At 66.6% G+C, this 22,505-nt stretch carries 22 protein-coding genes; 9 read left to right on the top strand and 13 right to left on the bottom strand.

What is annotated here, in order from left to right; genetic code table 11:
• Nucleotides 1-19 precede the first annotated feature (19 nt).
• The 5 genes from HNO51_RS18015 to HNO51_RS17995 all read right to left on the bottom strand — a co-directional run bounded on the left by HNO51_RS18015 (nucleotide 20) and on the right by HNO51_RS17995 (nucleotide 6,565).
• Nucleotides 20-1,126, bottom strand: a complete 1,107-nt coding sequence (locus HNO51_RS18015) for a phospholipase D-like domain-containing protein (RefSeq protein WP_197448596.1) — start codon at nucleotides 1,124-1,126, stop codon at nucleotides 20-22.
• A 60-nt stretch (nucleotides 1,127-1,186) separates the two neighbouring features.
• Nucleotides 1,187-1,621: an NUDIX hydrolase gene (locus HNO51_RS18010; protein WP_209538036.1), complete on the bottom strand. Its 435-nt coding sequence runs from the start codon at nucleotides 1,619-1,621 to the stop codon at nucleotides 1,187-1,189.
• Between the two features lie 60 nt (nucleotides 1,622-1,681).
• Nucleotides 1,682-2,011 carry a hypothetical protein gene (locus HNO51_RS18005; protein ID WP_197448594.1) on the bottom strand — a complete coding sequence of 110 codons (330 nt, stop codon included), beginning with the start codon at nucleotides 2,009-2,011 and terminating at the stop codon, nucleotides 1,682-1,684.
• Between the two features lie 289 nt (nucleotides 2,012-2,300).
• Complete coding sequence (locus HNO51_RS18000; RefSeq protein WP_197448593.1) at nucleotides 2,301-3,533, bottom strand: ribonucleotide-diphosphate reductase subunit beta; 1,233 nt, start codon at nucleotides 3,531-3,533, stop codon at nucleotides 2,301-2,303.
• A gap of 131 nt (nucleotides 3,534-3,664) precedes the next feature.
• Nucleotides 3,665-6,565 carry a ribonucleoside-diphosphate reductase subunit alpha gene (locus HNO51_RS17995; RefSeq protein ID WP_209538035.1) on the bottom strand — a complete coding sequence of 967 codons (2,901 nt, stop codon included), beginning with the start codon at nucleotides 6,563-6,565 and terminating at the stop codon, nucleotides 3,665-3,667.
• 350 nt (nucleotides 6,566-6,915) lie between these two features.
• Between HNO51_RS17995 and HNO51_RS17990 the strand changes: the two genes are divergently transcribed.
• A complete protein-coding gene (locus HNO51_RS17990) occupies nucleotides 6,916-7,629 on the top strand; it encodes a winged helix-turn-helix domain-containing protein (protein ID WP_197448591.1) in 714 nt (237 codons plus the stop codon).
• A 3-nt stretch (nucleotides 7,630-7,632) separates the two neighbouring features.
• The gene (locus HNO51_RS17985) at nucleotides 7,633-9,270 is read left to right on the top strand and encodes an ATP-binding protein (RefSeq protein WP_209538034.1); all 1,638 of its coding nucleotides are present in this window, start codon (nucleotides 7,633-7,635) and stop codon (nucleotides 9,268-9,270) included.
• On the opposite strand, the gene HNO51_RS17980 is transcribed toward HNO51_RS17985, so the two are convergent.
• Nucleotides 9,257-10,171 carry a LysR family transcriptional regulator gene (locus tag HNO51_RS17980; RefSeq protein WP_209538033.1) on the bottom strand — a complete coding sequence of 305 codons (915 nt, stop codon included), beginning with the start codon at nucleotides 10,169-10,171 and terminating at the stop codon, nucleotides 9,257-9,259. The genes HNO51_RS17985 and HNO51_RS17980 overlap by 14 nt on opposite strands.
• A gap of 97 nt (nucleotides 10,172-10,268) precedes the next feature.
• Here HNO51_RS17980 and metE point away from each other — a divergent pair, with 97 nt between their 5' ends.
• Both metE and HNO51_RS17970 read left to right on the top strand, forming a co-directional pair.
• Entirely contained in the window at nucleotides 10,269-12,566 is a 2,298-nt protein-coding gene (gene metE, locus HNO51_RS17975) for a 5-methyltetrahydropteroyltriglutamate--homocysteine S-methyltransferase (RefSeq protein WP_197448588.1), read from the top strand.
• A 104-nt stretch (nucleotides 12,567-12,670) separates the two neighbouring features.
• Nucleotides 12,671-13,396, top strand: a complete 726-nt coding sequence (locus HNO51_RS17970) for an MliC family protein (RefSeq protein WP_197448587.1) — start codon at nucleotides 12,671-12,673, stop codon at nucleotides 13,394-13,396.
• Here the strand turns inward: HNO51_RS17970 and HNO51_RS17965 are convergent.
• The gene (locus tag HNO51_RS17965; RefSeq protein WP_197448586.1) at nucleotides 13,393-14,013 is read right to left on the bottom strand and encodes a helix-turn-helix transcriptional regulator; all 621 of its coding nucleotides are present in this window, start codon (nucleotides 14,011-14,013) and stop codon (nucleotides 13,393-13,395) included. The two genes, HNO51_RS17970 and HNO51_RS17965, sit on opposite strands and share 4 nt — an antisense overlap.
• 160 nt (nucleotides 14,014-14,173) lie before the next feature.
• Between HNO51_RS17965 and HNO51_RS17960 the strand changes: the two genes are divergently transcribed.
• Entirely contained in the window at nucleotides 14,174-14,752 is a 579-nt protein-coding gene (locus HNO51_RS17960; protein WP_197448585.1) for a superoxide dismutase, read from the top strand.
• A 188-nt stretch (nucleotides 14,753-14,940) separates the two neighbouring features.
• Nucleotides 14,941-15,549 (top strand): FMN-dependent NADH-azoreductase, encoded by a 609-nt coding sequence (locus HNO51_RS17955; RefSeq protein ID WP_209538032.1) that lies wholly within the window; start codon nucleotides 14,941-14,943, stop codon nucleotides 15,547-15,549.
• A 3-nt stretch (nucleotides 15,550-15,552) separates the two neighbouring features.
• Here HNO51_RS17955 and HNO51_RS17950 read toward each other — a convergent pair whose 3' ends face one another.
• Together HNO51_RS17950 and HNO51_RS17945 are read right to left on the bottom strand one after the other, a co-directional pair.
• Nucleotides 15,553-16,620 carry a metal-dependent hydrolase gene (locus tag HNO51_RS17950; protein ID WP_197448583.1) on the bottom strand — a complete coding sequence of 356 codons (1,068 nt, stop codon included), beginning with the start codon at nucleotides 16,618-16,620 and terminating at the stop codon, nucleotides 15,553-15,555.
• 33 nt (nucleotides 16,621-16,653) lie between these two features.
• Complete coding sequence (locus tag HNO51_RS17945; RefSeq protein WP_197448582.1) at nucleotides 16,654-17,190, bottom strand: DNA-3-methyladenine glycosylase I; 537 nt, start codon at nucleotides 17,188-17,190, stop codon at nucleotides 16,654-16,656.
• A gap of 93 nt (nucleotides 17,191-17,283) precedes the next feature.
• On the opposite strand from HNO51_RS17945, the gene HNO51_RS17940 reads away from it, so the two are divergent.
• The 3 genes from HNO51_RS17940 (at nucleotide 17,284) to HNO51_RS17930 (ending at nucleotide 18,756) form a co-directional block, all read left to right on the top strand.
• Nucleotides 17,284-17,766, top strand: a complete 483-nt coding sequence (locus tag HNO51_RS17940; protein ID WP_197448581.1) for a DUF411 domain-containing protein — start codon at nucleotides 17,284-17,286, stop codon at nucleotides 17,764-17,766.
• A 26-nt stretch (nucleotides 17,767-17,792) separates the two neighbouring features.
• Nucleotides 17,793-18,233 carry a VOC family protein gene (locus HNO51_RS17935; protein WP_197448580.1) on the top strand — a complete coding sequence of 147 codons (441 nt, stop codon included), beginning with the start codon at nucleotides 17,793-17,795 and terminating at the stop codon, nucleotides 18,231-18,233.
• A 67-nt stretch (nucleotides 18,234-18,300) separates the two neighbouring features.
• Nucleotides 18,301-18,756: an META domain-containing protein gene (locus tag HNO51_RS17930; RefSeq protein WP_197448579.1), complete on the top strand. Its 456-nt coding sequence runs from the start codon at nucleotides 18,301-18,303 to the stop codon at nucleotides 18,754-18,756.
• A 71-nt stretch (nucleotides 18,757-18,827) separates the two neighbouring features.
• On the opposite strand, the gene HNO51_RS17925 is transcribed toward HNO51_RS17930, so the two are convergent.
• The 4 genes from HNO51_RS17925 to HNO51_RS17910 form a co-directional block, all read right to left on the bottom strand.
• On the bottom strand, nucleotides 18,828-19,574 hold the full coding sequence (locus HNO51_RS17925) for a phosphatase PAP2 family protein (RefSeq protein ID WP_197448578.1): 747 nt from the start codon (nucleotides 19,572-19,574) through the stop codon (nucleotides 18,828-18,830).
• 83 nt (nucleotides 19,575-19,657) lie between these two features.
• Complete coding sequence (locus HNO51_RS17920; protein WP_197448577.1) at nucleotides 19,658-20,440, bottom strand: 3-hydroxybutyrate dehydrogenase; 783 nt, start codon at nucleotides 20,438-20,440, stop codon at nucleotides 19,658-19,660.
• A 15-nt stretch (nucleotides 20,441-20,455) separates the two neighbouring features.
• On the bottom strand, nucleotides 20,456-21,826 hold the full coding sequence (locus HNO51_RS17915; RefSeq protein WP_197448576.1) for a TRAP transporter large permease: 1,371 nt from the start codon (nucleotides 21,824-21,826) through the stop codon (nucleotides 20,456-20,458).
• 49 nt (nucleotides 21,827-21,875) lie between these two features.
• Entirely contained in the window at nucleotides 21,876-22,472 is a 597-nt protein-coding gene (locus HNO51_RS17910) for a TRAP transporter small permease subunit (protein WP_197448575.1), read from the bottom strand.
• Nucleotides 22,473-22,505 lie beyond the last annotated feature (33 nt).

Below are 22,505 nucleotides of genomic sequence, written 5' to 3'. Positions count from 1 at the left end.
ACACTCGGCCTCACTGCGCTCAACGCAACCCGGCCAGCCAGGCTCCGATCAGCGCGGCGATACGCTCCCGCAGGCGCTGGGATCCGGGGCGGTGCTTCCACGTCTCGGCGAGAATCGGCCTGCTCTCCTGGCTATGGTTCTCGAACAGTCCGGCGAGTTCGTCTGCGAAAGCGGCATTCTCCACTTCGACGTTCGCTTCCAGGTTCCAGTGCAGGCTCCAGTGGTCGAAGTTGCAGGAGCCCACCGTGACCCAATCGTCGACGATGCAGAACTTGGCATGGGTGAAGCGTGGCTGGTACTCATAGATCGCTACGCCCGCGTCGAGAAGCCGATCATAGTGGCGTCGACCGGCAGTGCGCACGCTCGGGTGATCGTGCCCCTTGCCTGCCACCAGTAGCCGAACGTCGATGCCGCATGCCGACGCCTCCGCAAGCGACCGCCGCAATTGATGCGAGGGCAGGAAATAGGGGGTATAGAGCCAGATGCGGCGTGTGGCGGCGACGACCTGCCGGTGCAAGGAGTGGCGGATGCTCGGGCTATGCTGGCCCTCGTTGTGCGCAAGCCGCGCCGCCAGGTTCCCGGGCTGGCCTGTCGCCGCCGGCTGGCGGGCTATCGGGGCCTTGTCGCCGTGGGTGCGAGGCGATTCCCAGAGATCCGCAAACAGCGTGATCCAATCCGCCACCACCGGTCCTTCCATTTTCACCATCAGGTCGAACCAGTCGCCCAGGTAGTCGTCGGTGAGGCAGTAGCCGCCGGTGTAGGCCACTCGGCGATCGATCAAGACCAGCTTGCGATGGGTACGTACCAGGTTGCGGCGCAGGCGTCGCATCATGAAGGGGTTGTAATGGCGCAGAGCCGCGCCGGACGTCGACAGACGTACGCGTTCCCGCTGGCCCAGCCCGGCGGCACCGAAGCTGTCCAGGAGCACGTGAACTTCGACGCCGCGCTGTGCCGCCCGGGCCAGCGCCGCAAAGAAGCGACGGGTCAAGCGCCCGGACTCGACCAGATACTGCTCCAACCAGATCGACTCCCGGGCGCTATCGATAGCGTCGAGCAGGGCGGGCACGAAGCAGCGGCTATCAGGCAGCAGGACGATCCGATTACCCTGCTTCCAGTCGGTTTCCATGACGGGCCTCCTTGCCTCGTCGCGTGCATGGATTCACCCGAGCGTAGGAGGCGACAGCCCTCACGACAACGAGCGTGGCGTCCGATGCTGCAAGAAACGCATGGCCAGCGGAAGCACGTGGTCCCGCGTGAGGGCTGCCAGAGGCAGCCGCTGCGCCTCCCCGGGCGTCACCCAGTGCAGTTCGGCGATCTCGGCGGCCGGTGCGATCCGCGGCGGCATCGTGACCAGGAACAGCCAGGCATGAACCTGGCAGCCTGGCTCGTTGGCGGCGGGGGCCGAGTACTCGCCGAGCGGCTGCAATGCCACCGGAGGGTGGCCAAGCTCCTCGGACAGTTCCCGGCGGAGCGCCGTTTCGGCGGGCTCGCCCGGCTCGAGCTTGCCGCCGGCCTGCATGAAGCGTTCGGTGCCACGCTTGCGCACCAGCAGCACACGGCCCTCGTCGTCGAGGATCAGGGCTGCCGCGATGCGCAAGGTGGCCTGTCGCGCTTGGTTCATGAACGCGATTCCGCCGGTGCGGATCGCCTGCCTGGCGTCCGTCGAGGCAAGACAATCCCTTCAGTGGTAGCGGGACGGCAGGCGTGTGAAGCGCACCGGTGGGCTGTACTTCTCGTCCGCCGGGGCTCGTTCGGGAGCGGGCCGTACCCGCCATCCGCGCGAGCTCGCCCACTCCTTGAGTTCGCGATAGTCGAGCAACGGGTACTCGCGGGTATAGGGATTGGGCGCGGAGGAAGGAAAGGCGAAGGCCACATGGGGGTAGCGGGCCAGGGCGTCCTCGCTGTCATGGGCCGCCAGGGCAAGGTCCAGGGCATGCTGCCAAGCCCGTGAGTCCCGGGGAGCATGCGCTCCGCTAAGATGAACGTTATCGTTTGCGTAGTAACTTCCCATGACGTTTACCTCACCTCGAGATGGTTGAAGGCCGTAGCCAGGCTGGCCGGAGAGCAGGGGCATGGCAGCGCGCGGCGACGAGGCGTGACGAATACCGTGCTGGAACCGGGCCCGGGGGAGGGCCTGGCGGCTTGGGAAGGGGCAGAGCGACGATGCGGCTCTGGGGACACGCATTTCAGGGACATGACGCACCTCCTGGTTGGCGACCGGTATTACATGTGGACTTCGACTCCTCATTCCTGCCTGGCAAATGCCCCACCCGGCCTTGGGTGGGGCTGGTGAACAGCGATCAATCCCAGCTCAGCGCGCCGCCCACCTGGTACTCGGTGACGCGGGTCTCGAAGAAGTTCTTCTCCTTACGCAGGTCGATGATCTCGCTCATCCACGGGAAGGGGTTCTGCGCGCCGGGGAACTGCTCCTTGAGCCCGATCTGGGCCAGGCGGCGGTTGCAGATGAAGTGCAGGTACTCCTCCATGATCGCCGCGTTCATGCCCAGCACGCCGCGGGGCATGGAGTCGCGGGCGTAGGCGATCTCGAGCTCGGTGCCCTCGAGGATCATCTGGGTCACCTCGTCCTGGAACTCGGGCGTCCACAGGTGCGGGTTCTCGATCTTGATCTGGTTGATCATGTCCACGCCGAAGTTCAGGTGCATCGACTCGTCGCGCAGGATGTACTGGAACTGCTCGGCGACGCCGGTCATCTTGTTGCGACGGCCCATGGAGAGGATCTGGCTAAAGCCGCAATAGAAGAAGATGCCCTCGGTGACGCAGTAGAAGGCGATCAGGTTGCGCAGCAACTCCTGGTCACTCTCCGGCGTGCCGGTGTTGAAGTCGGGGCGCGCCAGCGACTGGGTGTGCTTGAGGCTCCAGGCGGACTTGGCGGCCACCGACGGTACCTCGCGGTACATGTTGAAGACTTCGCCTTCATCCATGCCCAGCGACTCCACGCAGTACTGGTAGGCGTGGGTGTGGATCGCCTCCTCGAAGGCCTGGCGCAGCAGGTACTGGCGGCACTCGGGGTTGGTGATCAGGCGATACAGCGCCAGCACCAGGTTGTTGGCCACCAGCGAGTCGGCGGTGGAGAAATAGCCCAGGCTGCGCATCACGATGCGCCGTTCGTCCTCGGTCAGGCCGTCCTGGCTCTTCCACAGGGCGATGTCGGCGTTCATGTTCACTTCCTGGGGCATCCAGTGGTTGGCGCTGCCGTCCAGGTACTTCTGCCACGCCCACTCGTACTTGAAGGGCACCAGCTGGTTGAGGTCGGCGCGGGCGTTGATCATCTGCTTGTCGCTGACCTCGATGCGCGCCGCCCCCATCTCCAGCTCCTCGAGGCCGGCCGCCACGTCGAGCTCTTCGAGCGACTTGCGCGCCCGCGCCAGGCGGTCGCTCTCGGCGGCGTGGTAGCTGCCGCGGCTTTCCTCCACGGCCGCGGGCTGCGGCTTGGCGACAGGGGCCGGCGCGGCCTTGGCCGGCTGCTCGGCGACAGGTGTCTCGTCCTCGTGGAATTCGTCCCAGTTCAGCATGTTGTCCTCGTTCCTCGGAATAGATGGAAGACATGAGAAGGAAGCGCCCTTCGGGCGGAAGAGGGGAGTACCGCCATGCTCTTTCCTCGTCATCGACGCGCAGCGCCGTCTTCCTTCTTCGCTCTTGGTCGTTACTGGCAGGCCTCGCAGCCCAGATCATCTATCTCCGCAGCACTCGGCGCTCGCGATCCGCTGCCCGCCTTGCCGGTCAGGAAGTCCTCCACGCCGCGCGGCTCGCGGGCGGGTGCGGCGGAGGGAGCCGGTGCCGGAGCGGCCGAAGGCGCCTGATTGCTCACTGCGTTGAGCGTGCCGCGATCGACGGTGGACTTCTCCACCGAGGTGGCGCCCAGGGCGCGCAAGTAATAGGTGGTCTTGAGGCCGCGGAACCACGCCATGCGGTAGGTCACGTCGAGCTTCTTGCCCGAGACACCCTTGATGTAAAGGTTCAGCGACTGGGCCTGGTCGATCCACTTCTGGCGCCGCGCGGCGGCCTCCACCAGCCATTTCGGTTCCACCTCGAAGGCAGTGGCGTACTTGGCCTTGAGGTCGTGCGGAATGCGCTCGATGGGCTGGGCCGAGCCGTCGTAGTACTTGAGGTCGTTGATCATCACCTCGTCCCACAGGCCGCGCGCCTTGAGGTCGTGGACCAGGTAGGCATTGACCACGGTGAACTCGCCGGAGAGGTTCGACTTCACGTAGAGGTTCTGGTACGTGGGCTCGATCGACTGCGACACGCCGCAGATGTTGGAGATCGTCGCGGTGGGAGCGATCGCCATCACGTTGGAGTTGCGCATGCCCTGCTCGGCGATTTTCTGACGAATGCGGTCCCAGTCCTGGGTGGAAGAGGTGTCGACCTCGATGTACTTGTCGCCACGCTCCTGCTTCAGTTTCTCGATGGAGTCGATGGGCAGGATGCCCTGGCTCCACAGCGAGCCCTCGAAGCTCTCATAGCGGCCGCGTTCGGCAGCGAGATCGCTGGAGGCCTCGATGGCGTGGTAGCTGACCAGCTCCATGGAGCGATCGGCGAAGGCCACCGCTTCCTCGGAGGCGTAGGCGATGTCCTGGGCGTAGAGAGCGTCCTGGAAGCCCATGATGCCGAGCCCCACCGGGCGGTGCTTGAAGTTGGAGCTACGCGCCTGGGGCACCGCGTAGTAGTTGATGTCGATGACGTTGTCGAGCATGCGCACGGCAGTACGCACGGTCTTCCTCAGCTTGGCGTCGTCGAGCTTGCCGTCGACCACGTGCTGCGCCAGGTTCACCGAGCCCAGGTTGCACACCGCGATCTCGTCGACGCTGGTGTTCAGGGTGATCTCGGTGCACAGGTTCGAGGAGTGCACCACGCCGGCGTGCTGCTGCGGGCTTCTCAGGTTGCACGGGTCCTTGAAGGTGATCCACGGGTGGCCGGTCTCGAACAGCATCGAGAGCATCTTGCGCCACAGGTCCTTGGCGCGCACGCGCTTGTAGAGCTTGAGCTGGCCCGAGCGGGTCATCGCCTCGTACTCTTCATAGCGCTTCTCGAAAGCGGCGCCATAGAGATCGTGCAGGTCGGGGCAGGTGGCGGGCGAGAACAGCGTCCACTCCTTGTCGTCGAACACCCGCTTCATGAACAGGTCGGGCACCCAGTTGGCGGTGTTCATGTCGTGGGTGCGGCGGCGGTCGTCGCCGGTGTTCTTGCGCAGTTCGAGGAACTCCTCGACGTCCAGGTGCCAGGTCTCGAGATAGGCGCATACCGCGCCCTTGCGCTTGCCGCCCTGGTTCACCGCTACCGCGGTGTCGTTGACCACCTTGAGGAACGGCACCACGCCCTGGCTCTTGCCGTTGGTGCCCTTGATGTAGGAGCCCAGCGCGCGCACCGGGGTCCAGTCGTTGCCAAGTCCCCCGGCCCACTTGGAGAGCAGGGCGTTGTCGCGAATCGCGCTGTAGATGGCGTCGAGGTCGTCGGGCACGGTGGTCAGGTAACAGCTGGAGAGCTGGCTGCGCACGGTACCCGAGTTGAACAGCGTCGGCGTCGAGGCCATGTAGTCGAAGCTGGAGAGCAGCTCGTAGAATTCGATGGCGCGCGCCTCGCGGTCGTCCTCATTGAGTGCCAGGCCCATGGCCACGCGCATGAACATCACCTGGGGCAGCTCGTAGCGCACGTCATCCTTGTGGATGAAGTAGCGGTCGTAGAGGGTCTGCAGGCCCAGGTAGGTGAAGGCGTTGTCGCGGGTGTGGTCGAGCGCGTCGCCGAGGCGCTCGAGGTCGAATTCGGCCAGCGCCGGGTCGAGCTGCTCGAACTCGATGCCGCGGGCGACGTAGGCCTGGAACGCCGGCTTGTAGAGTTCGGCCATGTCGCCGAAGGTGGCCTCCTCGGCGACCTCGAGGAACGACAGCGCCTCGCGACGCAGGCTGTCCTGCAGCAGGCGCGCGGTGACGTAGGTGTAGTTGGGCTCCTTCTCCACCAGGGTGCGCGCGGTCATCATCAGCGCCTGGGACACGCCGTCCACCGAGACGCCGTCGTAGAGGTTCTTCAGCGACTCCTCGACGATGCGGTTGGGGTCGACGTTCTCGAGCTCCGCGCAGGCGTCGAATACCAGCGTCTCGATGCGGCCGAGGTCGAGCGGGCGGCGGCTGCCGTCGGCCAGGGTCACGTTGAGCGTGGGGTGCGGCTTCTCGATCTCGGCGCCGGCTGCGGCGCGCGCACGGGCATGCTCCTCGCGGTAGAGCACGTAGGCGCGGGCGACCTTCTGTTCACCGGCGCGCATCAGCGCCAGCTCCACCTGATCCTGGATGTCCTCGATGTGCACGGTGCCGCCATCGGGCATGCGGCGCTGGAAGGCCGCAGCAATGCTCTGGCTCGCCTGCTCGACGAAGTCGCGGACCCGCGAGGAGGCGCTGACGTTGTCGCCCTCCACGGCGATGAAGGCCTTGCGCATGGCGACGGCGATCTTGCTGGCATCGAAGGCCACCACGTCGCCGTTACGCTTGATCACGCGCAGGGTTCGTGGAGCCGTGAGCGACAGGTCGGTCGGGTCGGGGGTCTGAAGTTCCATGGGCCGATAATCCCTTCTGCGTGGGGATGAGGTCAGGGCGATGAGGGGCATTGACAGCCAAGGCAAGGCTTGGTAAATGCACATCATCTTGTGTCGTTCTGTTTTGAGAACACAAGATAGTGTGCTTTTTCGCCGCCTTCAAGTGGATAACCTGTGGGTGAGCTGTGACTCGACAGGGGGCATCCTTTGGGTTGTTGCGCGAGTCCGGGCTATGCTTCGCTGGCAAGCTGCAAGGACGCGAAATGTCATGAAAGGCAGGCGAAAGGGCCTATTTCGGGTATCCTTGATGTGTGATTTGGCGGGACAGGGTGTCCCGAGTGACAACGAAGCCCAGCACGGGGATGACTAGGATGGATGACAACCTGGAAAGCAGCGACATGGAACACGTGCTGATTATCGAGGATGACGTGCGCCTGGCCGAGCTCACCCGCGACTATCTGGAATCCAACGGATTCAAGGTCACGGTGGAAGCCGAGGGCTCGCGAGGTGTCGAACAGATATTGACGCTGCAGCCGGATCTGGTGATTCTCGATCTGATGCTGCCCGGAGAGGATGGATTGTCGATCTGTCGCCGGGCCAGGCCCGACTATGCCGGACCGATCCTGATGTTGACCGCCCGCACCGACGACATGGACCAGGTGCTGGGGCTGGAAATGGGGGCCGACGACTACGTGCCCAAGCCGGTTCAGCCCAGGGTGCTGCTGGCACGCATGCGGGCGCTGCTGCGCCGTGCGGAGAACGCCGAGCAATCCGGCGAGGCCCGGCTCACCTTCGGCAACCTGGAGATCGACAGCGCCACCCGTGAGGCGTGGTTGCAGGGCGAGCGTATCGACCTCACCAGCGCCGAGTTCGATCTGCTATGGCTGCTCGCCAGCAATGCCGGCCGGGTGCTCACCCGGGAAGAGATCTTCAGCGACTTGCGTGGCATCAAGTACGACGGCCAGGACCGCTCCATCGACGTCCGGGTTTCACGGATTCGTCCCAAGATCGGTGACGACCCCAACCATCCGCACCGGATCAAGACAGTACGCAGCAAGGGCTATCTCTTCGTCAAGGATGCCTGAATCATGCAGCGGTTCCTGGCCGATGGCTCCTTCCTGCGCGTCTATCTGGCCCTGGCCCTGGCACTGCTGCTGACCTTCGGCCTGGCCCTGATGGGCCTGGCCCTGGTCGATCGGGTCCGCGTCGAGCAATATCGCGAACAGCTGGCCGAGGCGCCGCTGCAACTGCTTACCTGGCGGGTGGCGGCCTTGCCTGCCCATCAGCGTGGTGACTGGCTGACCCAGCAATCGGATCTGCTCAACGTGCGCCTGTCGCTGCGCGAGCCGGAGGACGCCGAGCTTGGCTGGTTCGAGCGCCGGCGGGTCGAACACGGCCGGGTGCTGGTCAAGGTGCGCGAGGAGGGCGACTGGCGGCTCTACCGGCGCCTGCCTCGCGAGGCGCGCATTCTGGAAGCCCGTCTCTCGGGGCTCAACGAGCGCCAGCTGCGCGGCCTGGCGCAGATGCTGGGCGATTGGCTGGCGGAGGTGAACGGCGAGGCCCGCCGCCGGCGCCTCGAGAGCGTGACCAGCGAGGCGTTGCCGGTGCGTCTCAGCGACCTGGCCCCCGAGGGGCTCGACAGCCACCAGCTCACCCGGCTGCGCGACGGCGAGTTGGTGATTCGCCTGATGCCGGGTCATTGGGCGCTGACGGTTCATCTCGCCGTGCCGGCCGCCGATGGCTCTCGCCAGTGGCTGTCGATCGGTCCGGTCTCGGCGCTCGAGCCCACTCCCATCTCGCTGCTGCTGCTGGTGCTGGTGATCATGCTCGGCGTGCTGGCCGCCATCATCTACCTGATCGTACGCGGCGTGGAGGCGCGCCTGGCGCGCCTCGAGCTGGCGGCGGGGCGCATCGCCAGCGGTCGCCTCGATACGCGGGTCAAGGTCGACGCCGGCGGCTTCATCGGCCGGGTGGGGATGGCCTTCAACGCCATGGCCGCCCAGGTGCAGTCGCTGCTGCGCTCGCAGCAGGAGATGATCCGCGCGGTGTCCCACGAGCTGCGCACGCCGGTGGCACGCATCCGCTTCGCCATGCAGATGGTCGAGGACATGACCGACGACCCCGCCATTCACCGCCAGTTGCACGGCATCGACAGCGACATCGAGGAGCTCGATCAACTGATCGACGAGATCCTGACCTACGCGCGGCTCGACAGCGGCATCGTCAACGGGGCCGAGCTGGAGCGCACCCAGGTCGACTGTCGCGCCGTCGCCGAGCGGGTCATCGAGACCTTGGCGCCGCTGCATGCGCACCTGCGCCTGGCGCTGGCGCCGGGAGATGAGGTCGAGGTGCTGGCCGATCCGCGCTACCTGCAGCGGGCGCTGCAGAACCTGGTGGCCAATGCCTGCCGACACGCCCAATCCCGGGTGCTGGTGCGGATCACGCTGGAGTCGCGGCTGGTGCGGCTGGACATCGAGGACGACGGGCCCGGCGTACCGGCCGGCGAGCGTCAGGCCATCTTCAAGCCTTTTGCCCGGCTCGACGACAGTCGTACCCGGCGCAGCGGGGGCTACGGGCTGGGGCTCTCCATCGTGCAGAAGGTCATGGCCTGGCACGGCGGCAGCGTGGTGGTCGACGACAGCCAGGAGCTGGGCGGTGCGCGTTTCTCGCTGCTGCTGCCGAGAGGAGGGAACGGCAGGGCCAAGCTGCCGGTCAAGCCGGCTTGATGCCTTCCAGCACGGCGAAGGAGGTCTCGCGGGCCGTGCGCAGGAAATCCTCCATCCACGGCTGCTCGCGGCTCTCCTCGCGGATGGCCGCATACAGGGTGCTCCACATGCCCGCCTCGCCGAGCCCCACCGCCTTCACGTAGTCGCGCTCCAGGTACTCCGTCAGGGCCCAGTTGGGCAGCGCACAGACGCCGCGACCGCTGGCCACCAGCTGCATCATCATTACCGTGAGTTCGGCGGTGCGGATCTCGCGCGGGCGTACGCCGGCGGGGTCGAGAAACTGGGTGAACACGTCCAGGCGGGCATGCTCGACGGGATAGGTGATCAGGGTCTCGTCGGCGAGCTCCGCGGGCACGATGAAGGCGCGGTCGGCGAGAGGATGCTGTCGAGCGACCGCCAGCAGGCCCTGATAGCGGAACAGCGGCTCGTAGTAGACCCCCGGCAGCGGCTGCGGGTCGGCGGTGATCACCAGGTCGAGCTGCTCGCGGGCCAGGGCCGGCAGCGGGTCGAAATGGTGTCCGCCGGGAATGTCGATCTCCACCTCCGGCCAGTGGTCGCGGAAGTGATCGATGGTCGGCATCAGCCACTGGAAGCAGCTGTGGCACTCGATGGCCATGTGCAGGCGCCCCGGCTCGTGCCCGATCAGTCGGGCGACGTCGCGCTCGGCCATGCGCACCAGCGGCAGCACCTGCTCGGCCAGTGCCAGCAGACGCTGGCCGGCACGAGTGAACTCCACCGGTCGCGTCTTGCGCACGAACAACGCCGTGCCCAGGCGCTCCTCCAGATCCTTGATCTGGTGCGACAGCGCCGATTGGGTCAGGTGGACCCGCTCGGCGGCTTCCACCAGCGATCCGGCATCACGCAAGGCGACCAGCGTGCGCAAGTGACGAAGTTCTATCATGAGTATTATTCAGGTTCTTCGTTAATATATTTAGTTTGATTCACGTGTCGCTGACGGCGAGACTCTACCGCATCATTCATGCGTAGAGGGATTTATCATGACATTAGCTCATGTGCTTGGCTATCCGCGAATCGGCGCCGGCCGCGAACTCAAGCGGGCCGTCGAGGCCTATTGGCGTGGTGAGCTCGAACGCGACGCCCTGGAAGCCGCCGGCCGCGAACTGCGGGCGCGTCACTGGCAGGCGCAGCGCGACGCCGGACTCGACCTGGTCACCGTGGGCGACTTCGCCTTCTACGACCAGGTGCTCAACGTCACCACGCTGGTGGGGGCCGTGCCGGCGCGTTTCGCCGCCGAGGAGGAGCTGGCCCGCGGCGAGATCGATCTCGACACCCAGTTCCGCATGGCGCGCGGGCGGGCACCCAGCGGGGCGCCTGCGGCCGCCTGCGAGATGACCAAGTACTTCGATACCAACTACCACTACCTGGTCCCCGAGCTGCACGAGGGGCAGGCGTTCAAGCTGGCCAGCTCGCGGCTGTTCGACGAGGTGGCCGAGGCGCGCGCGGCGGGGCATCCGGTCAAGGTGGCGCTCACCGGACCGCTGACCTGGCTGTGGCTGGGCAAGGCGCGCGAGGAGGGCTTCGACCGGTTGAGCCTGCTCGAGGCATTGCTGCCGGTCTATGCCGAGATCCTGGCGCGCCTGGCCGAGCAGGGCGTGGCGTGGGTTCAGCTCGACGAGCCGGCGCTGGTGCAGGACCTGCCCCTGGCGTGGAGACAGGCCTGCGAGGCAGCCTACAATGTCCTGCGCGCCGCGCCGGTCAAGCTGCTGGTGGCGACCTATTTCGGCGGGCTGGGGGATAACTTGCAGCTGGCCGTGAATCTGCCGGTGGAAGGCCTGCACGTCGACGCGGTACGCGCCCCCGAACAGTTGACCGCAGTGCTCGACAACCTGCCCGGTTACAAGGTGCTGTCGGTCGGGGCCATCGATGGACGCAACGTCTGGCGCGCCGACCTGGGCGCCCTGCACGAGCGCCTGGCCAACGCCCGCATGCGCCTGGGTGAGCGGCTGTGGCTGGCGCCCTCGTGCTCACTGTTGCACGTGCCGGTGGACCTGGAAAGCGAGGATGGGCTCGACGAGGAGCTCAAGAGCTGGCTGGCGTTCGCCCGCCAGAAGCTCGACGAGACCGTGACCCTGGCGCGGCTGCTGGGCAATCGCGCCGGTGCGGAGGACCGCGCCCGGGTGGCCGCCGCCACGGCGGCGCTGGACGCCCGACGTGCCTCGCCGCGGCTGCATCGACCCGAGGTGGCCCAGCGCCTGGCCCGGGCTGGCGACGCCGAGCTTTCGCGTGACAACCCCTACCCGGTCAGGGCCGGGGCCCAGCGTGGCGTGCTCGACCTGCCGCCATTCCCCACCACGACCATCGGCTCCTTTCCCCAGACCGCGGAGATCCGCGCCGCCCGGCGCGCTCACAAGAGCGGTGAGCTGGGGCGCGATGCCTACGAGGCGCAGATGCGCGACGAGATCGCCGATGCCGTACGCCGCCAGGAGGCACTCGGGATCGACATGCTGGTGCACGGCGAGGCCGAGCGCAACGACATGGTCGAGTACTTCGGCGAGCAGCTGGATGGCTACGTCTTCACCCGTCACGGCTGGGTGCAAAGCTACGGCTCGCGCTGCGTCAAACCGCCGGTCATCGTCGGCGACGTGAGCCGCCCGGCGCCGATGACGGTGGCCTGGAGCCGCTACGCCCAGTCGCTCACCCGGCGACCGATGAAGGGCATGCTGACGGGGCCAGTCACCATGCTGCAGTGGTCCTTCGTGCGCGATGACCAGCCGCGCGAGACGACCTGCCGGCAAATCGCCCTGGCGCTGCGCGACGAGGTGGCCGATCTCGAGGCCGCCGGCATTCCGGCGATCCAGATCGACGAGCCGGCGCTGCGCGAGGGGCTGCCGCTGCGCCAGGGCGAGTGGCAGGGCTATCTCGACTGGGCGGTGGAGTGCTTCCGCCTGACCGCCTCGGTTGCGCGGGATGCGACGCAGATCCACACCCACATGTGCTATTCGGAGTTCAACGACATCATCGCCGCCATCGCCGCGCTGGACGCCGACGTCATCACCATCGAGACCTCACGCTCCCACATGGAGCTGCTCGACGCTTTCCAGGACTTCGCCTATCCCAACGAGATCGGCCCGGGCGTCTACGACATCCACTCGCCCAACGTGCCCGAGGTGGCCTGGATGGTGCAATTGATGGAGAAGGCGGCCGAGCGCATTCCCGTCGAGCGGCTGTGGGTCAATCCGGATTGTGGCCTCAAGACTCGCGCCTGGGAGGAAGTGGAACCGGCCCTGGCCAACATGGTCGAGGCGGCACGCGAACTGCGCCGCCGCCATGGCTGACCCTGGGCGGGCACGCTGCGTTCGCGGCGCGTGAAAGAGGCACCGGGCCGCAGGGCGTCGGTGCCTGTTATGCTGTGGCCGTTCGAACTCTTCAAGGAACTGTCATGTCGCTTCGCGTCCCTACCTCTTTCCCCCCGGCTCTTTTCCTGGCCGCCTCGCTGCTGCTGGGCGGCTGCGCCACTGCCACCGTCGATGGGGCGCGGCCTGCCGACAAGGTCGCCAGCACGGCACCGTTATTACCCTCCTCGCTGTTCCCGGGCGGCGCCGAGCGCTTCGAGGCCTGGCGCTGCACGCCGCAGCAGGACCTGGTGACGGCCTTCGGCGAGCGCGAACTGCGGCTGTGGTCGGCACATGGCGCCTATCGCCTGACGCCGGCGGTGGTGGCTAGCGGTGCGCGTTACCAGCAGGGGGAGCTGAGCTTCTGGAACCAGGGTGGGGAGGCGGTGGTGGAGAGCGCCAACGGCAAGCTCGACTGCCGCGCCGACATGGCGCGCACGGCGCTGACGCGCCAGCACCGCCCCGGGGTGATGTTCCATGGGCGTGGCAACGAGCCGGGCTGGAACGTCAACCTGGCCCACGACACGCCCGAACTGACCCTGGTGCTCGACTACGGCACGCGGGAAATGACGCTGCCCTATCGCGTCACCGGCATGGACAACGCCAACGGCCGGGTGGCGCTCGCCAGCGCCGCGGCACAGCAGCCCTTCGAGCTGCGCCTGGAAGCGCGGGCCTGCTTCGACGACATGAGCGGCGAGCCCTTCCCCGCCCGGGTCACCCTTACCATCGAAGGCCAGACCTATCGGGGCTGTGGTCAGGGCATTGCCCCTTAAACGCTCTCGATGCGATAGACGCAGCGCCGTGCGCCGCCCAGCACGTGCTCGGTGCGCTCGACGCTGACGTCTTTGCCCAGCACGGCGCGGAACACCGTCAGCTCGGAACGGCAAAGGTCGGGGCAGGTGTGCGCGGCGCGACAGATCGGGCAGTGGTTCTCGATCAGCAGCAGGCTGCCGTCCTCCTCGCGCTGCCATTCCGCCATGTAGCCCTCCCGAGTGCGGATCTCGGCCAGGCGTTCGACACGGGATTCCAGCGCCGTGGCGTCGCCCAGCGCGTCTCGATAGAGCGCCAGGGTCTCGCCCTGGCGCGCTTCGACCAGCTTTGCCAGGGCTTCGTCGCCGAGGGTGTCGCGCACGCTGAGAATCAATCGTGACGCCAGGTCGGCATGGCCATCGGGAAAGCGGGCGTGGCCGGCCTCGCTGAGCCGCCACTCGATGACCGGTCGCCCGACGCCGCCGGGAAGCGGACGCTGGGTCACCAGCCCCAGCCGCGCCAGCTTGTTGAGCTGCTGGCGAGCGTTTTCCCCGCTGGTACCGAGCATCTCGCCCAGGGCAGCGGCAGGTTGGGGGCCGCGGGTCTTGAGTAGCTGCAGCAGCCTCTCGGCGCTATCCATCGGGCTGCCGGAGGCTTTTCCATCGCGTTTGCTTGACATAGGGCCGGTTGGAATTAATCTAGTGATTCCTTGGAAAAATAGCGGCGGAGCCTCCTCAGGGCAAGTCGGGCGCCTTGGGCAAGCTCCGCCATACCACCGTGAAAAGCAAGGAGCCACCATCATGGCATTCGAACTGCCGGCACTGCCCTATGACAAGAACGCCCTCGAGCCGTACATTTCCGCCGAGACCCTCGACTACCACTATGGCAAGCATCACCAGGCCTACGTCACCAAGCTCAACGAGCTGACCGAGGGTACCGACGATGCCAACAAGTCGCTCGAGGAGATCATCAAGTCCTCTTCCGGCGGCCTGTTCAACCAGGCGGCCCAGGTGTGGAACCACACCTTCTACTGGCACTGCCTGGCGCCCAACGGTGGCGGCGAGCCGAAAGGCGCGCTGGCCGAGGCGATCAACGCCAAGTTCGGCTCCTTCGCCAAGTTCAAGGAAACCTTCAACGCCAACGCCGTGGCCAACTTCGGCTCCGGCTGGACCTGGCTGATCAAGACCGCAGACGGCGGCGTCGACATCGTCAACACCAGCAACGCCGATACCCCGATCGCCCACGGCCAGACGCCGCTGCTGACCATCGACGTGTGGGAGCACGCCTACTACATCGACTATCGCAACGCGCGTCCGAAGTACCTGGAGAACGTCTGGAGCGTGCTGAACTGGGACTTCGTCGCCCAGAATTTCAGCTGAGGCATGTGACGGCGCGGGTGAAGCCTGCGCCCTCGTGCAGCATCTCGATAGGCCTCGCCGTTAGGCGGGGCCTATTGGCGTCATAAAGTTTCGTATTTTTCGAACGAAAAGCGCGAAACTATACGCTTTTAATGGTAAAAATTGCACGTAACATGGCGATCAACACCCACCCTTCGAGGGAGATCGTCATGGCTAACCGTATACTTCTCGTCACTTCTTCCATCCTCGGCGAACAGGGGCAGTCCAACGCCCTGGCCAGCCACCTGCGCCAGCGTGTCGCCGAGCGCGACGAGCTGAGTCTCACCCACCGTGACCTGGCCGTCGAATCGCTGCCCCACCTCGGGCTCGAGGAGCTCTCCAGCTGGCAGGTCGCGGCCGAAGGGCGCAGCGCCGAACAGCAGGTGCTGGCCGAGCGCTCCGACAGGCTGATCGAGGAGATGCAGGCCCACGACGTGCTGGTGCTGGCGGTGCCGATGTACAACTTCGGCATTCCGTCCCAGCTCAAGGCCTGGTTCGACCGGGTGATGCGCGCCGGCGTCACTTTCCGCTATACCGAGCAGGGCCCCGAGGGGCTGGTGAACGGCAAGCGCGCCGTCATCCTGGCTGCCCGCGGTGGACAGTATGCCGGCACCGAGCTCGATACTCAGACGCCGCACCTCAAGGCGATGCTGGGCATGATCGGCATCGACGACGTATCGGTGGTCTATGCCGAGGGGCTCGCCATGGGCGAGGGGCGGCGCGATGCCGCGCTCAAGGAGGCCCGGCAGGCCATCGACGGACTGGTCGCCGGCCTGTAGGACTCAGCACGCCCCGGGCACGTTTGCAACCCAGCGCTCGGCAACGAAACGGCTCGTGCACAAGGGAGGCTGCGCATCGAGCATGCGACCTCCCAGCCGGCCGAGTGTGGCCAGGTCGGCGCGTGAGTCGGAGGCGACCAGTTCGGTGACCTCCAGCGGCCGCCAGGCTTCCCCCTCGCGAGCTGCCAAGGCGTAGCCGAAGGCATAGAACCCCGGGAAGCCCAGGCGCAGGTCGGTGGCGATGAGGGCTTCCCGCCCCTCCCATTCGCGTAGCTCGTAGCGAATGAAGGGACCGGCGAACCAGTCCAGCCGTCGGCCCTTTTCGAATGCCAGCGCGGCGGACTCGAATTCGGCGCCGCGGTGAAAGGTTTCCACGATCGGCGGCGTATCGCCATCCAGCAGGCCCACCAGGGCCTCGTGATGGCGGTCGCCGTCGATGACCGTCGCTCGCCACAGCAGCGTGTTGAACGGGGTGGGCTGCACCAGCCGTGGCGCCTCCTCGAGGCCACGCTCGGCGAGTACCGGTGCAAGGCGGTGCTCGACCACGCCCTTGGCGAGCATGGCGAAGAGCAGGTAGGCGCAGGAGAGCGACAGCCCCCAGGCGGGGCCGCGCCAGCCGTTGCCGCCGATCAGCGCGATGCCGATGCCTGCCAGCAGCGGCAGGGTGTAGAGCGGGTCGATGATGAACACTACCGGCCAGGCGCTGGGGCGCACGTCGAGCGGCCACCAGAGCTGGGTGCCGTAGGTGGTCAGGGCGTCGAGCAGCGGATGGGTCACCAGGCACAGCATGAAGTAGGCCCACCAGCGGCCCAGGGAAATGTCGCGGGCCGCGGCGAAGCGCCTGGCCAGCCCTGCCAGCAGCGTGCCGAGGCCGGTGAGCACGAACAGCGAGTGGCTGAAGCCGCGATGCTCGGTGACGTTGGCCACGGCATCGCCGTAGTCGATGAAGACATCGAGATCGGGCAGGGTGCCCAGCGCTGCGCCGAGCAGGATCGCCTTGCGCCCCAGTCGGTGGCCCAGCACCGTGCCGCCTACCGCCGCACCCAGAGCGGCCTGTGTCAGGGTATCCATGCGCTTGAACTCCTTGCGAAGATGCGCCGGGGCTCAGGCCGTGTGCCAGGCGGGGCGACAGGCGAGTATGCGTTGGTGGACGGGGCAGTCGTCGCGATGGGCGCCGGGCAGGTAGCCGGTGCTCATCAGGAACTCGCCGACGATTTCGGGGCCGGTGAAGCGAAAGGTGCGGCGGAACAGCTTGACCCAGTCGGCCAGCGGCAGTGGGTGATGATGATCGAGCCAGCCGGCGAAGCTGCCATACTCTTCGCGCAGGGCCTGGATCACGCTAGCGTTGTGAATCACCGCCTCGATCTTGAGCCGGTTGCGAATGATGCCGGCATCGGCGAGCAGTCGTGCGCGGTCGGTGTCGCCGAAGGCGGCAACCCGGTCGATGTCGAAGCGGTCGAAGGCACGCCGAAACGCGTCGCGCTTCTTCAGTACCGTCAGCCACGACAGCCCGGCCTGGTTGATCTCCAGCACGAGGCGCTCGAACAGGGCCGTGTCGTCCCCGACCGGGAAGCCGTATTCCTCCTGGTGGTAGGGGCCGTGCCAGGGGTGGCCGGGGGCCAGATCGCAATAGTGCGCCATTTCGGCTCTCTTGTGCTTGGGGTATTGGCAATTCGTCGGCGGCTTGTCACGATTCCCCTCACTAGGCGACGCAACGCATCGGGAGCCACCGACATGAAGATCCTACCCGCAAACCGCAAGACCCGGAAGGCAGCGCTGCTCACCGCCCTGGCGGGCGGCTTGCTGGCGGCCCACTTCAGCCTCTCCTCATCGGCCGCCCCCGTGGTCGAGATGTACCAGGACCCCAACTGCGGCTGCTGCTCGGCCTGGGCCGAACATCTCGAGGAGGAGGGTTTCGAGGTGCGCCGGCACAAGAGCGATGACATGCGCACGGTCAAGATCGAGCATGGTGTCACGCCGGAGCTGGCCTCCTGCCACACGGCGCTGGTCGAGGGCTATGTGATCGAGGGTCACGTGCCCGCTGCCGACATCAAGCGGCTGCTCGAGGAGCAGCCCGACGTGGCGGGGCTAGCCGTGCCCGGTATGCCGCATGGCTCGCCCGGCATGGAAACCGGACGCCAGGACGATTACGCCGTGCTGACCTGGCGCCATGAGGATCGTACGCCGGCCATCTTCAACGAATACACTCATGAGTGAGTGGGACACGACACAAGGAGGGGGTCATGCAGTATCTGCACACCATGGTTCGCGTCAGTGATCTGGACGCGTCGCTGCACTTCTATTGCGACCTGCTGGGGCTAGTGGAAGTCCGGCGCAAGGAGAACGAGAAGGGGCGCTTCACCCTGGTCTTTCTCGCTGCACCCGAGGACGAGTCCCGCTCCGCCGAGCTCAAGTCGCCTGAGCTGGAACTGACCTACAACTGGGACCCGGAGGAGTACGGCGGTGGGCGCAACTTCGGTCATCTGGCGTATCGCGTCGAGGACATCTACGCCCTCTGCGAGCGCCTGCAGGCGGGGGGCGTGACCATCAATCGGCCGCCACGCGACGGCCACATGGCCTTCGTGCGCAGCCCCGACGGCATCTCCGTCGAGCTGCTGCAGAAGGGCGAGGCGCTGCCGCCGCGGGAGCCCTGGGCATCCATGCCGAACACCGGCGCCTGGTAGGGTCGGGAGTGCCTTTGCGCCTGGCCGTGCGGCGTTGAATTCAGCCCTTGAGAGAAGAAGAAATTCCATGATGAAGACGCTTGTGGCCCGCCTGGGCCTGATGACGGCAGCCGCCGCCCTGCTGGCGGCGTGCGGCAGCCAGCCCTCCGAGCCGACGCGCCAGGAGGGCGAGCGTGTCGCCAGCGATCATCCGGTGGTGGGGCCGCGCTGGAACCTGCTGCTGGTGGGCACCGACGAGCGGCTCTCCATGCCCGAGACGCCGCATTTCACCGTTTCGTCAGACGGTCGTGTCAGCGGCAGCGACGGCTGCAACCAGCTCAATGGCCGGGTGCGCCTGGACGAGGGCAACCGCATCCAGTTCAGCGAGCTTGCCACTACCCGCCGCGGGTGCGCGCAGCTCGAGGATGCCAAGCGGGTTACCGGAATGATGGAGAACGCCTACCGCTTTCTTATCGACCATGATCGACTGGTGCTCTTCGGGCCGGACCAGCGGGTATTGGGCGGCTGGAAGAGAGCCAACTGACAGCCCAAGGAGCCCTCGACGCATCGACGCAAGAGGTCGGGCTGAAGCCCGCGCCCTTGCGGGCTAGCGGGCTAGCCCAAGCTCGGCCGGTCGGGTAACGCGCCTCGCAGCGTGAGCAGCCCGGCGCCGATCGCGCGAGCGAGTGCCGGGCCGGCCGGGGTGAGCAGGATCCACGGTGTTGCGATCAGGTTGATCGCCAAAGCGGCGAAGAACACGTCGCTGAACCAGTGGGCACCGCTGAGGATACGCGGGGCGCTGAGCAGGACCGCGAAGGCCGCGCTGACCAGGGCGACACGCAGGCCGGCGAAGCGCCACATGAAGGCGGCAAACAGGAACAGGTTGATGCCATGGTCGCCCGGGAAGCTGCTGGCAGAGCTGTCCTTGGTGGGCAGGTCGACCAGCTGCGTCACCAGGTTGACGTTATCGTAGACCAGGGTGGGGCTGGGGTGGGTATAGGGTATTGCCAGGCGCACCCCCTGCGCGATGAACACCGCCGCCAGCAGCATGGCGACGCCGATGCCGCCCCAGCGCAGCAGGCGGTTGGGGTGCCATGGGTCGCGGCTCATCGCCCACACGAAGAGGGCCAGCAGCACCAGCAGGCTGGCCACGTCGAACACGCGGGTGTTGAGCGCCGCCACGAACAGCACCCAGGCATCGTTGTCACCGCTCAGCCAGGCGTTGGTGGTGAAGAAGACGGCGTCGTCCAGTTCGGTCCAGAACAGCAGGCTGGGCGAGAGCCAGGACCAGACCAGCAGGGCGCCGAGCAGGTTGAACAGCAGGATACGGCCTGGACTGAAGATCGGTTCGAAGTGTGACATGAGGGGCACGCACGATGGAGATAGCGATGCCCCATTCTAGCGTAAGGGAACGTAACGGAACAGCGTTCTTTAACTTATCGTGACTACTGCATGTACCACCCGTGGCTGGCCACCACCGACTGGCCCGTCAGCGCCGCCGTAGGGAAGGCCGCCAGGTGCAGCGCAACCTCGGCGATGTCGTCCAGCGTGGTGAACTCGCCGTCCACGGTATCCTTGAGCATCACGTCGCGGATCACCGCTTCCTCCGAGATGCCCAGCGCCTCGGCCTGCTCGGGGATCTGCCTGTCCACCAGCGGCGTGCGTACGAAGCCGGGGCAGATCACGTTGGCGCGAACCCGGTGTGCCGCCCCTTCCCTGGCCACGCTGCGGCACAGCCCCAGCAAGCCGTGCTTGGCGGCCACGTAGGGCGCCTTGAGCGGCGAAGCGAGTTTGCTGTGCACCGAGCCCATGTAGAGCAGACAGCCGCCGCTCGGCTGACGGTACATTTGACGCAGGGCGGCGCTGGTGACCAGGAAGGCGCCGTCGAGGTGTACCGCCATCACCCTGCGCCAGTCGGCGAAGGACAAGGCATGCAGCGGCGCGATGTGCTGAATGCCGGCGTTGGCAATGGCGATGTCCAGGCTGCCCCAGCGCTCCACTACCGCGGCGACGCCAGTGTCCACCGCGCCTTCGTCGGTGACGTCCATGGCCAGTGCCATGGCGTCGCCGCCTTGCGCGCGGATCTGCGCGACGGTGGCCTCGGCGGCAGCCAGGTCGAGGTCAGCCACCGCGACCCTGGCGCCCTCGCGGGCATAGCGCTCGGCGATGGCGCGGCCGATGCCGCCGCCGGCGCCGGTGATCAGGGCCGTCTTGTCGATGAGTTGCATGTCCGGTCTCCGTTGTCAGTTGCCGCCATACATGGCGTTGGGCAGCCAGGTCGCCAGTGGGGCGAAGAAGAACACCAGCGCAAGCCCGAGCAGCTGGATGGCGACGAAGGGTGCGACCCCGAGATAGATGTCACGGGTGGTGATCTCTGGCGGGCAGACGCCCTTGATGTAGAACAGCGCGAAGCCCACCGGTGGCGTCAGGAAAGAGGTCTGCAGGCAGATGGCGAAGAGCATCGCGAACCACAGCGGATCCACCCCCAGGTTCATGACCACCGGGGCCACCAGCGGCAGAATGATCAGGGTGATCTCCACCCAGTCGAGGAAGAAGCCGAGCAGGAACACCACGGCGAGGATGGTCAGCACGATACCGGTCTCGCCGAAGGGCAGGCCGGTGAGGGCGAAGCGCACCACGTCGTCGCCCCCCAGCCCGCGCAGCACGGCGGCGAACACCGTGGCGCCGATGAAGATGGCGAAGATGAAGGCCGTGGTGCGGCTGGTCTGGTAGAGCGCCTGGCGCAGGGTCGTGAGGCTGAGCCGGCGGTTGACCAGGGCCAGCAGCATGGCCCCCAGCGCACCTACCGCGGAGGCCTCGGTGGTGGTGGCGAAGCCGGTGAAGATCGAGCCGAGCACGGCCAGTATCAGGCCCAACGGCGGCAACACCGCCCAGAACACCTGCAGGAAGGCGCGCGCGTCGAGCGGCTCGCGGTCCTTGGGCGCCGGTGCCAGGTCCTTGTTCAGATAGGCGGCGATCAGGATGTAGGCGACATAGAGCACGCCGAGCATCACGCCGGGAACCAGCGCGGCCATGAACAGCCGTCCCACCGAGGCATCTGAGGTGCCCATGCGGTCCGCCATCAGTACCAGCATGATGCTCGGCGGCACCAGAATACCCAGGGTCCCCACCGAGCAGGCGGTACCCACCGCCAGCGACTTGTTGTACTGGGCGCGCATCATCGGCCCCAGCGACAGCATGCCGAGCAGCACCACCGAGGCGCCGACGATGCCGGTGGAAGCCGCCAGCAGCACGCCGACGATCACCACGGTGATGGCGTAGCCGCCGCGCAGGCCGCCGAGCACGCGCACCAGCGAGGTGACCAGGCGCTCGGCGATGCCGGAGCGGTCGAGCATGATGCCCATGAAGATGAACAGCGGCAGCGCCACCATCAGTTCGTTGGCGACGATGCCGTAGATGCGACGGTCCAGCACGCCGATGGTGCCGCCCCAGGAGAACCACAGGTCGGCGCCGGCGAACTCCACCAGCAGGTGACCGATGACGGCGAAGACGAAGCCGATGCCGGCCAGCGACCAGGCCACCGGGAAGCCCAGCAGCAGCAGGCCCATGAAGCTGGCGAACATGGCCAGCACGAGAAATTGTTCCAGTCCCATAGTCGATCTCGCTAGATGAACGTGGCGTATGGCGGAGGGCGGCGCGCCGCTAGTGCCGCGGTGTGGTCTGGCGAAGAGGCCGGGGGAAACCGAACAGCAGCGTGGCGCAGCGCAGCGCTCGCGAGAACAGCGCCACGGCGACCAGCGTCAGGCCGATGGGAATCAGGGTCTTGATGATGAAGCGATAGGGCAGGCCGCTCGGCGCCTGGGAGCGCTCGCCGCGTGCGAAGGCGCGGTAGCCGTACTCGAACAGCGCCTCGGTCATCAGGTAGAGGATCGGCAGCGCCAGCAGCACGATGCCTGCCAGCTCGATCCAGGCCTGGGTATGCAGAGAGAACTTCTCGCGGATCACGTCGACGCGCACGTGATCGTCGCTGACCACGGCGTAGGCCAGGGTGAGGATCATGGTGGCGCCGAACAGGTGCCAGGAGAGCTCTTCCACCGCGATCGAGCCACGGCCGAGGATGAAGCGGTTGACCACGTTGGTCAGCACGACCGCCATGGTGGCGAGCCACAGCCAGGAGACGGCGCGGCCGAACAGCAGGATGGTCAGGTCGAGGCGATAGCTGAGGCGGTTGGTGGGCAATTCCGGCACGGAGTGGCCCTCCGGCCCCTGGGCAGAGGCCGCTGATTCGTTGACGCTCATGGGGTGACTCCGGGGCGTTGGGAACACGGGGCG

This window comes from Billgrantia sulfidoxydans, from assembly GCF_017868775.1.
In the GTDB taxonomy this organism is placed as follows: Bacteria; Pseudomonadota; Gammaproteobacteria; order Pseudomonadales; family Halomonadaceae; genus Halomonas; species Halomonas sulfidoxydans.
Note: the sequence above shows the minus strand (reverse complement) of the source record. Positions and strands in the feature narration are given on the sequence as shown.

What these genes read in the sequence shown, in the direction of transcription:
- HNO51_RS17970 (WP_197448587.1), top strand. Translation starts at nt 12,671, where the DNA reads ATGTCGCTTCGCGTCCCTACCTCTTTCCCCCCGGCTCTTTTCCTGGCC.
- HNO51_RS17980 (WP_209538033.1), bottom strand. Translation starts at nt 10,171, where the DNA reads ATGATAGAACTTCGTCACTTGCGCACGCTGGTCGCCTTGCGTGATGCC.
- HNO51_RS17965 (WP_197448586.1), bottom strand. Translation starts at nt 14,013, where the DNA reads ATGGATAGCGCCGAGAGGCTGCTGCAGCTACTCAAGACCCGCGGCCCC.
- HNO51_RS17920 (WP_197448577.1), bottom strand. Translation starts at nt 20,440, where the DNA reads ATGCAACTCATCGACAAGACGGCCCTGATCACCGGCGCCGGCGGCGGC.
- HNO51_RS18005 (WP_197448594.1), bottom strand. Translation starts at nt 2,011, where the DNA reads ATGGGAAGTTACTACGCAAACGATAACGTTCATCTTAGCGGAGCGCAT.
- HNO51_RS18000 (WP_197448593.1), bottom strand. Translation starts at nt 3,533, where the DNA reads ATGCTGAACTGGGACGAATTCCACGAGGACGAGACACCTGTCGCCGAG.
- HNO51_RS17925 (WP_197448578.1), bottom strand. Translation starts at nt 19,574, where the DNA reads ATGTCACACTTCGAACCGATCTTCAGTCCAGGCCGTATCCTGCTGTTC.
- HNO51_RS17935 (WP_197448580.1), top strand. Translation starts at nt 17,793, where the DNA reads ATGCAGTATCTGCACACCATGGTTCGCGTCAGTGATCTGGACGCGTCG.
- HNO51_RS17960 (WP_197448585.1), top strand. Translation starts at nt 14,174, where the DNA reads ATGGCATTCGAACTGCCGGCACTGCCCTATGACAAGAACGCCCTCGAG.
- HNO51_RS17985 (WP_209538034.1), top strand. Translation starts at nt 7,633, where the DNA reads ATGCAGCGGTTCCTGGCCGATGGCTCCTTCCTGCGCGTCTATCTGGCC.
- HNO51_RS17930 (WP_197448579.1), top strand. Translation starts at nt 18,301, where the DNA reads ATGATGAAGACGCTTGTGGCCCGCCTGGGCCTGATGACGGCAGCCGCC.
- HNO51_RS18010 (WP_209538036.1), bottom strand. Translation starts at nt 1,621, where the DNA reads ATGAACCAAGCGCGACAGGCCACCTTGCGCATCGCGGCAGCCCTGATC.
- HNO51_RS17990 (WP_197448591.1), top strand. Translation starts at nt 6,916, where the DNA reads ATGGATGACAACCTGGAAAGCAGCGACATGGAACACGTGCTGATTATC.
- metE (WP_197448588.1), top strand. Translation starts at nt 10,269, where the DNA reads ATGACATTAGCTCATGTGCTTGGCTATCCGCGAATCGGCGCCGGCCGC.
- HNO51_RS17995 (WP_209538035.1), bottom strand. Translation starts at nt 6,565, where the DNA reads ATGGAACTTCAGACCCCCGACCCGACCGACCTGTCGCTCACGGCTCCA.
- HNO51_RS17955 (WP_209538032.1), top strand. Translation starts at nt 14,941, where the DNA reads ATGGCTAACCGTATACTTCTCGTCACTTCTTCCATCCTCGGCGAACAG.
- HNO51_RS18015 (WP_197448596.1), bottom strand. Translation starts at nt 1,126, where the DNA reads ATGGAAACCGACTGGAAGCAGGGTAATCGGATCGTCCTGCTGCCTGAT.
- HNO51_RS17945 (WP_197448582.1), bottom strand. Translation starts at nt 17,190, where the DNA reads ATGGCGCACTATTGCGATCTGGCCCCCGGCCACCCCTGGCACGGCCCC.
- HNO51_RS17910 (WP_197448575.1), bottom strand. Translation starts at nt 22,472, where the DNA reads ATGAGCGTCAACGAATCAGCGGCCTCTGCCCAGGGGCCGGAGGGCCAC.
- HNO51_RS17915 (WP_197448576.1), bottom strand. Translation starts at nt 21,826, where the DNA reads ATGGGACTGGAACAATTTCTCGTGCTGGCCATGTTCGCCAGCTTCATG.
- HNO51_RS17950 (WP_197448583.1), bottom strand. Translation starts at nt 16,620, where the DNA reads ATGGATACCCTGACACAGGCCGCTCTGGGTGCGGCGGTAGGCGGCACG.
- HNO51_RS17940 (WP_197448581.1), top strand. Translation starts at nt 17,284, where the DNA reads ATGAAGATCCTACCCGCAAACCGCAAGACCCGGAAGGCAGCGCTGCTC.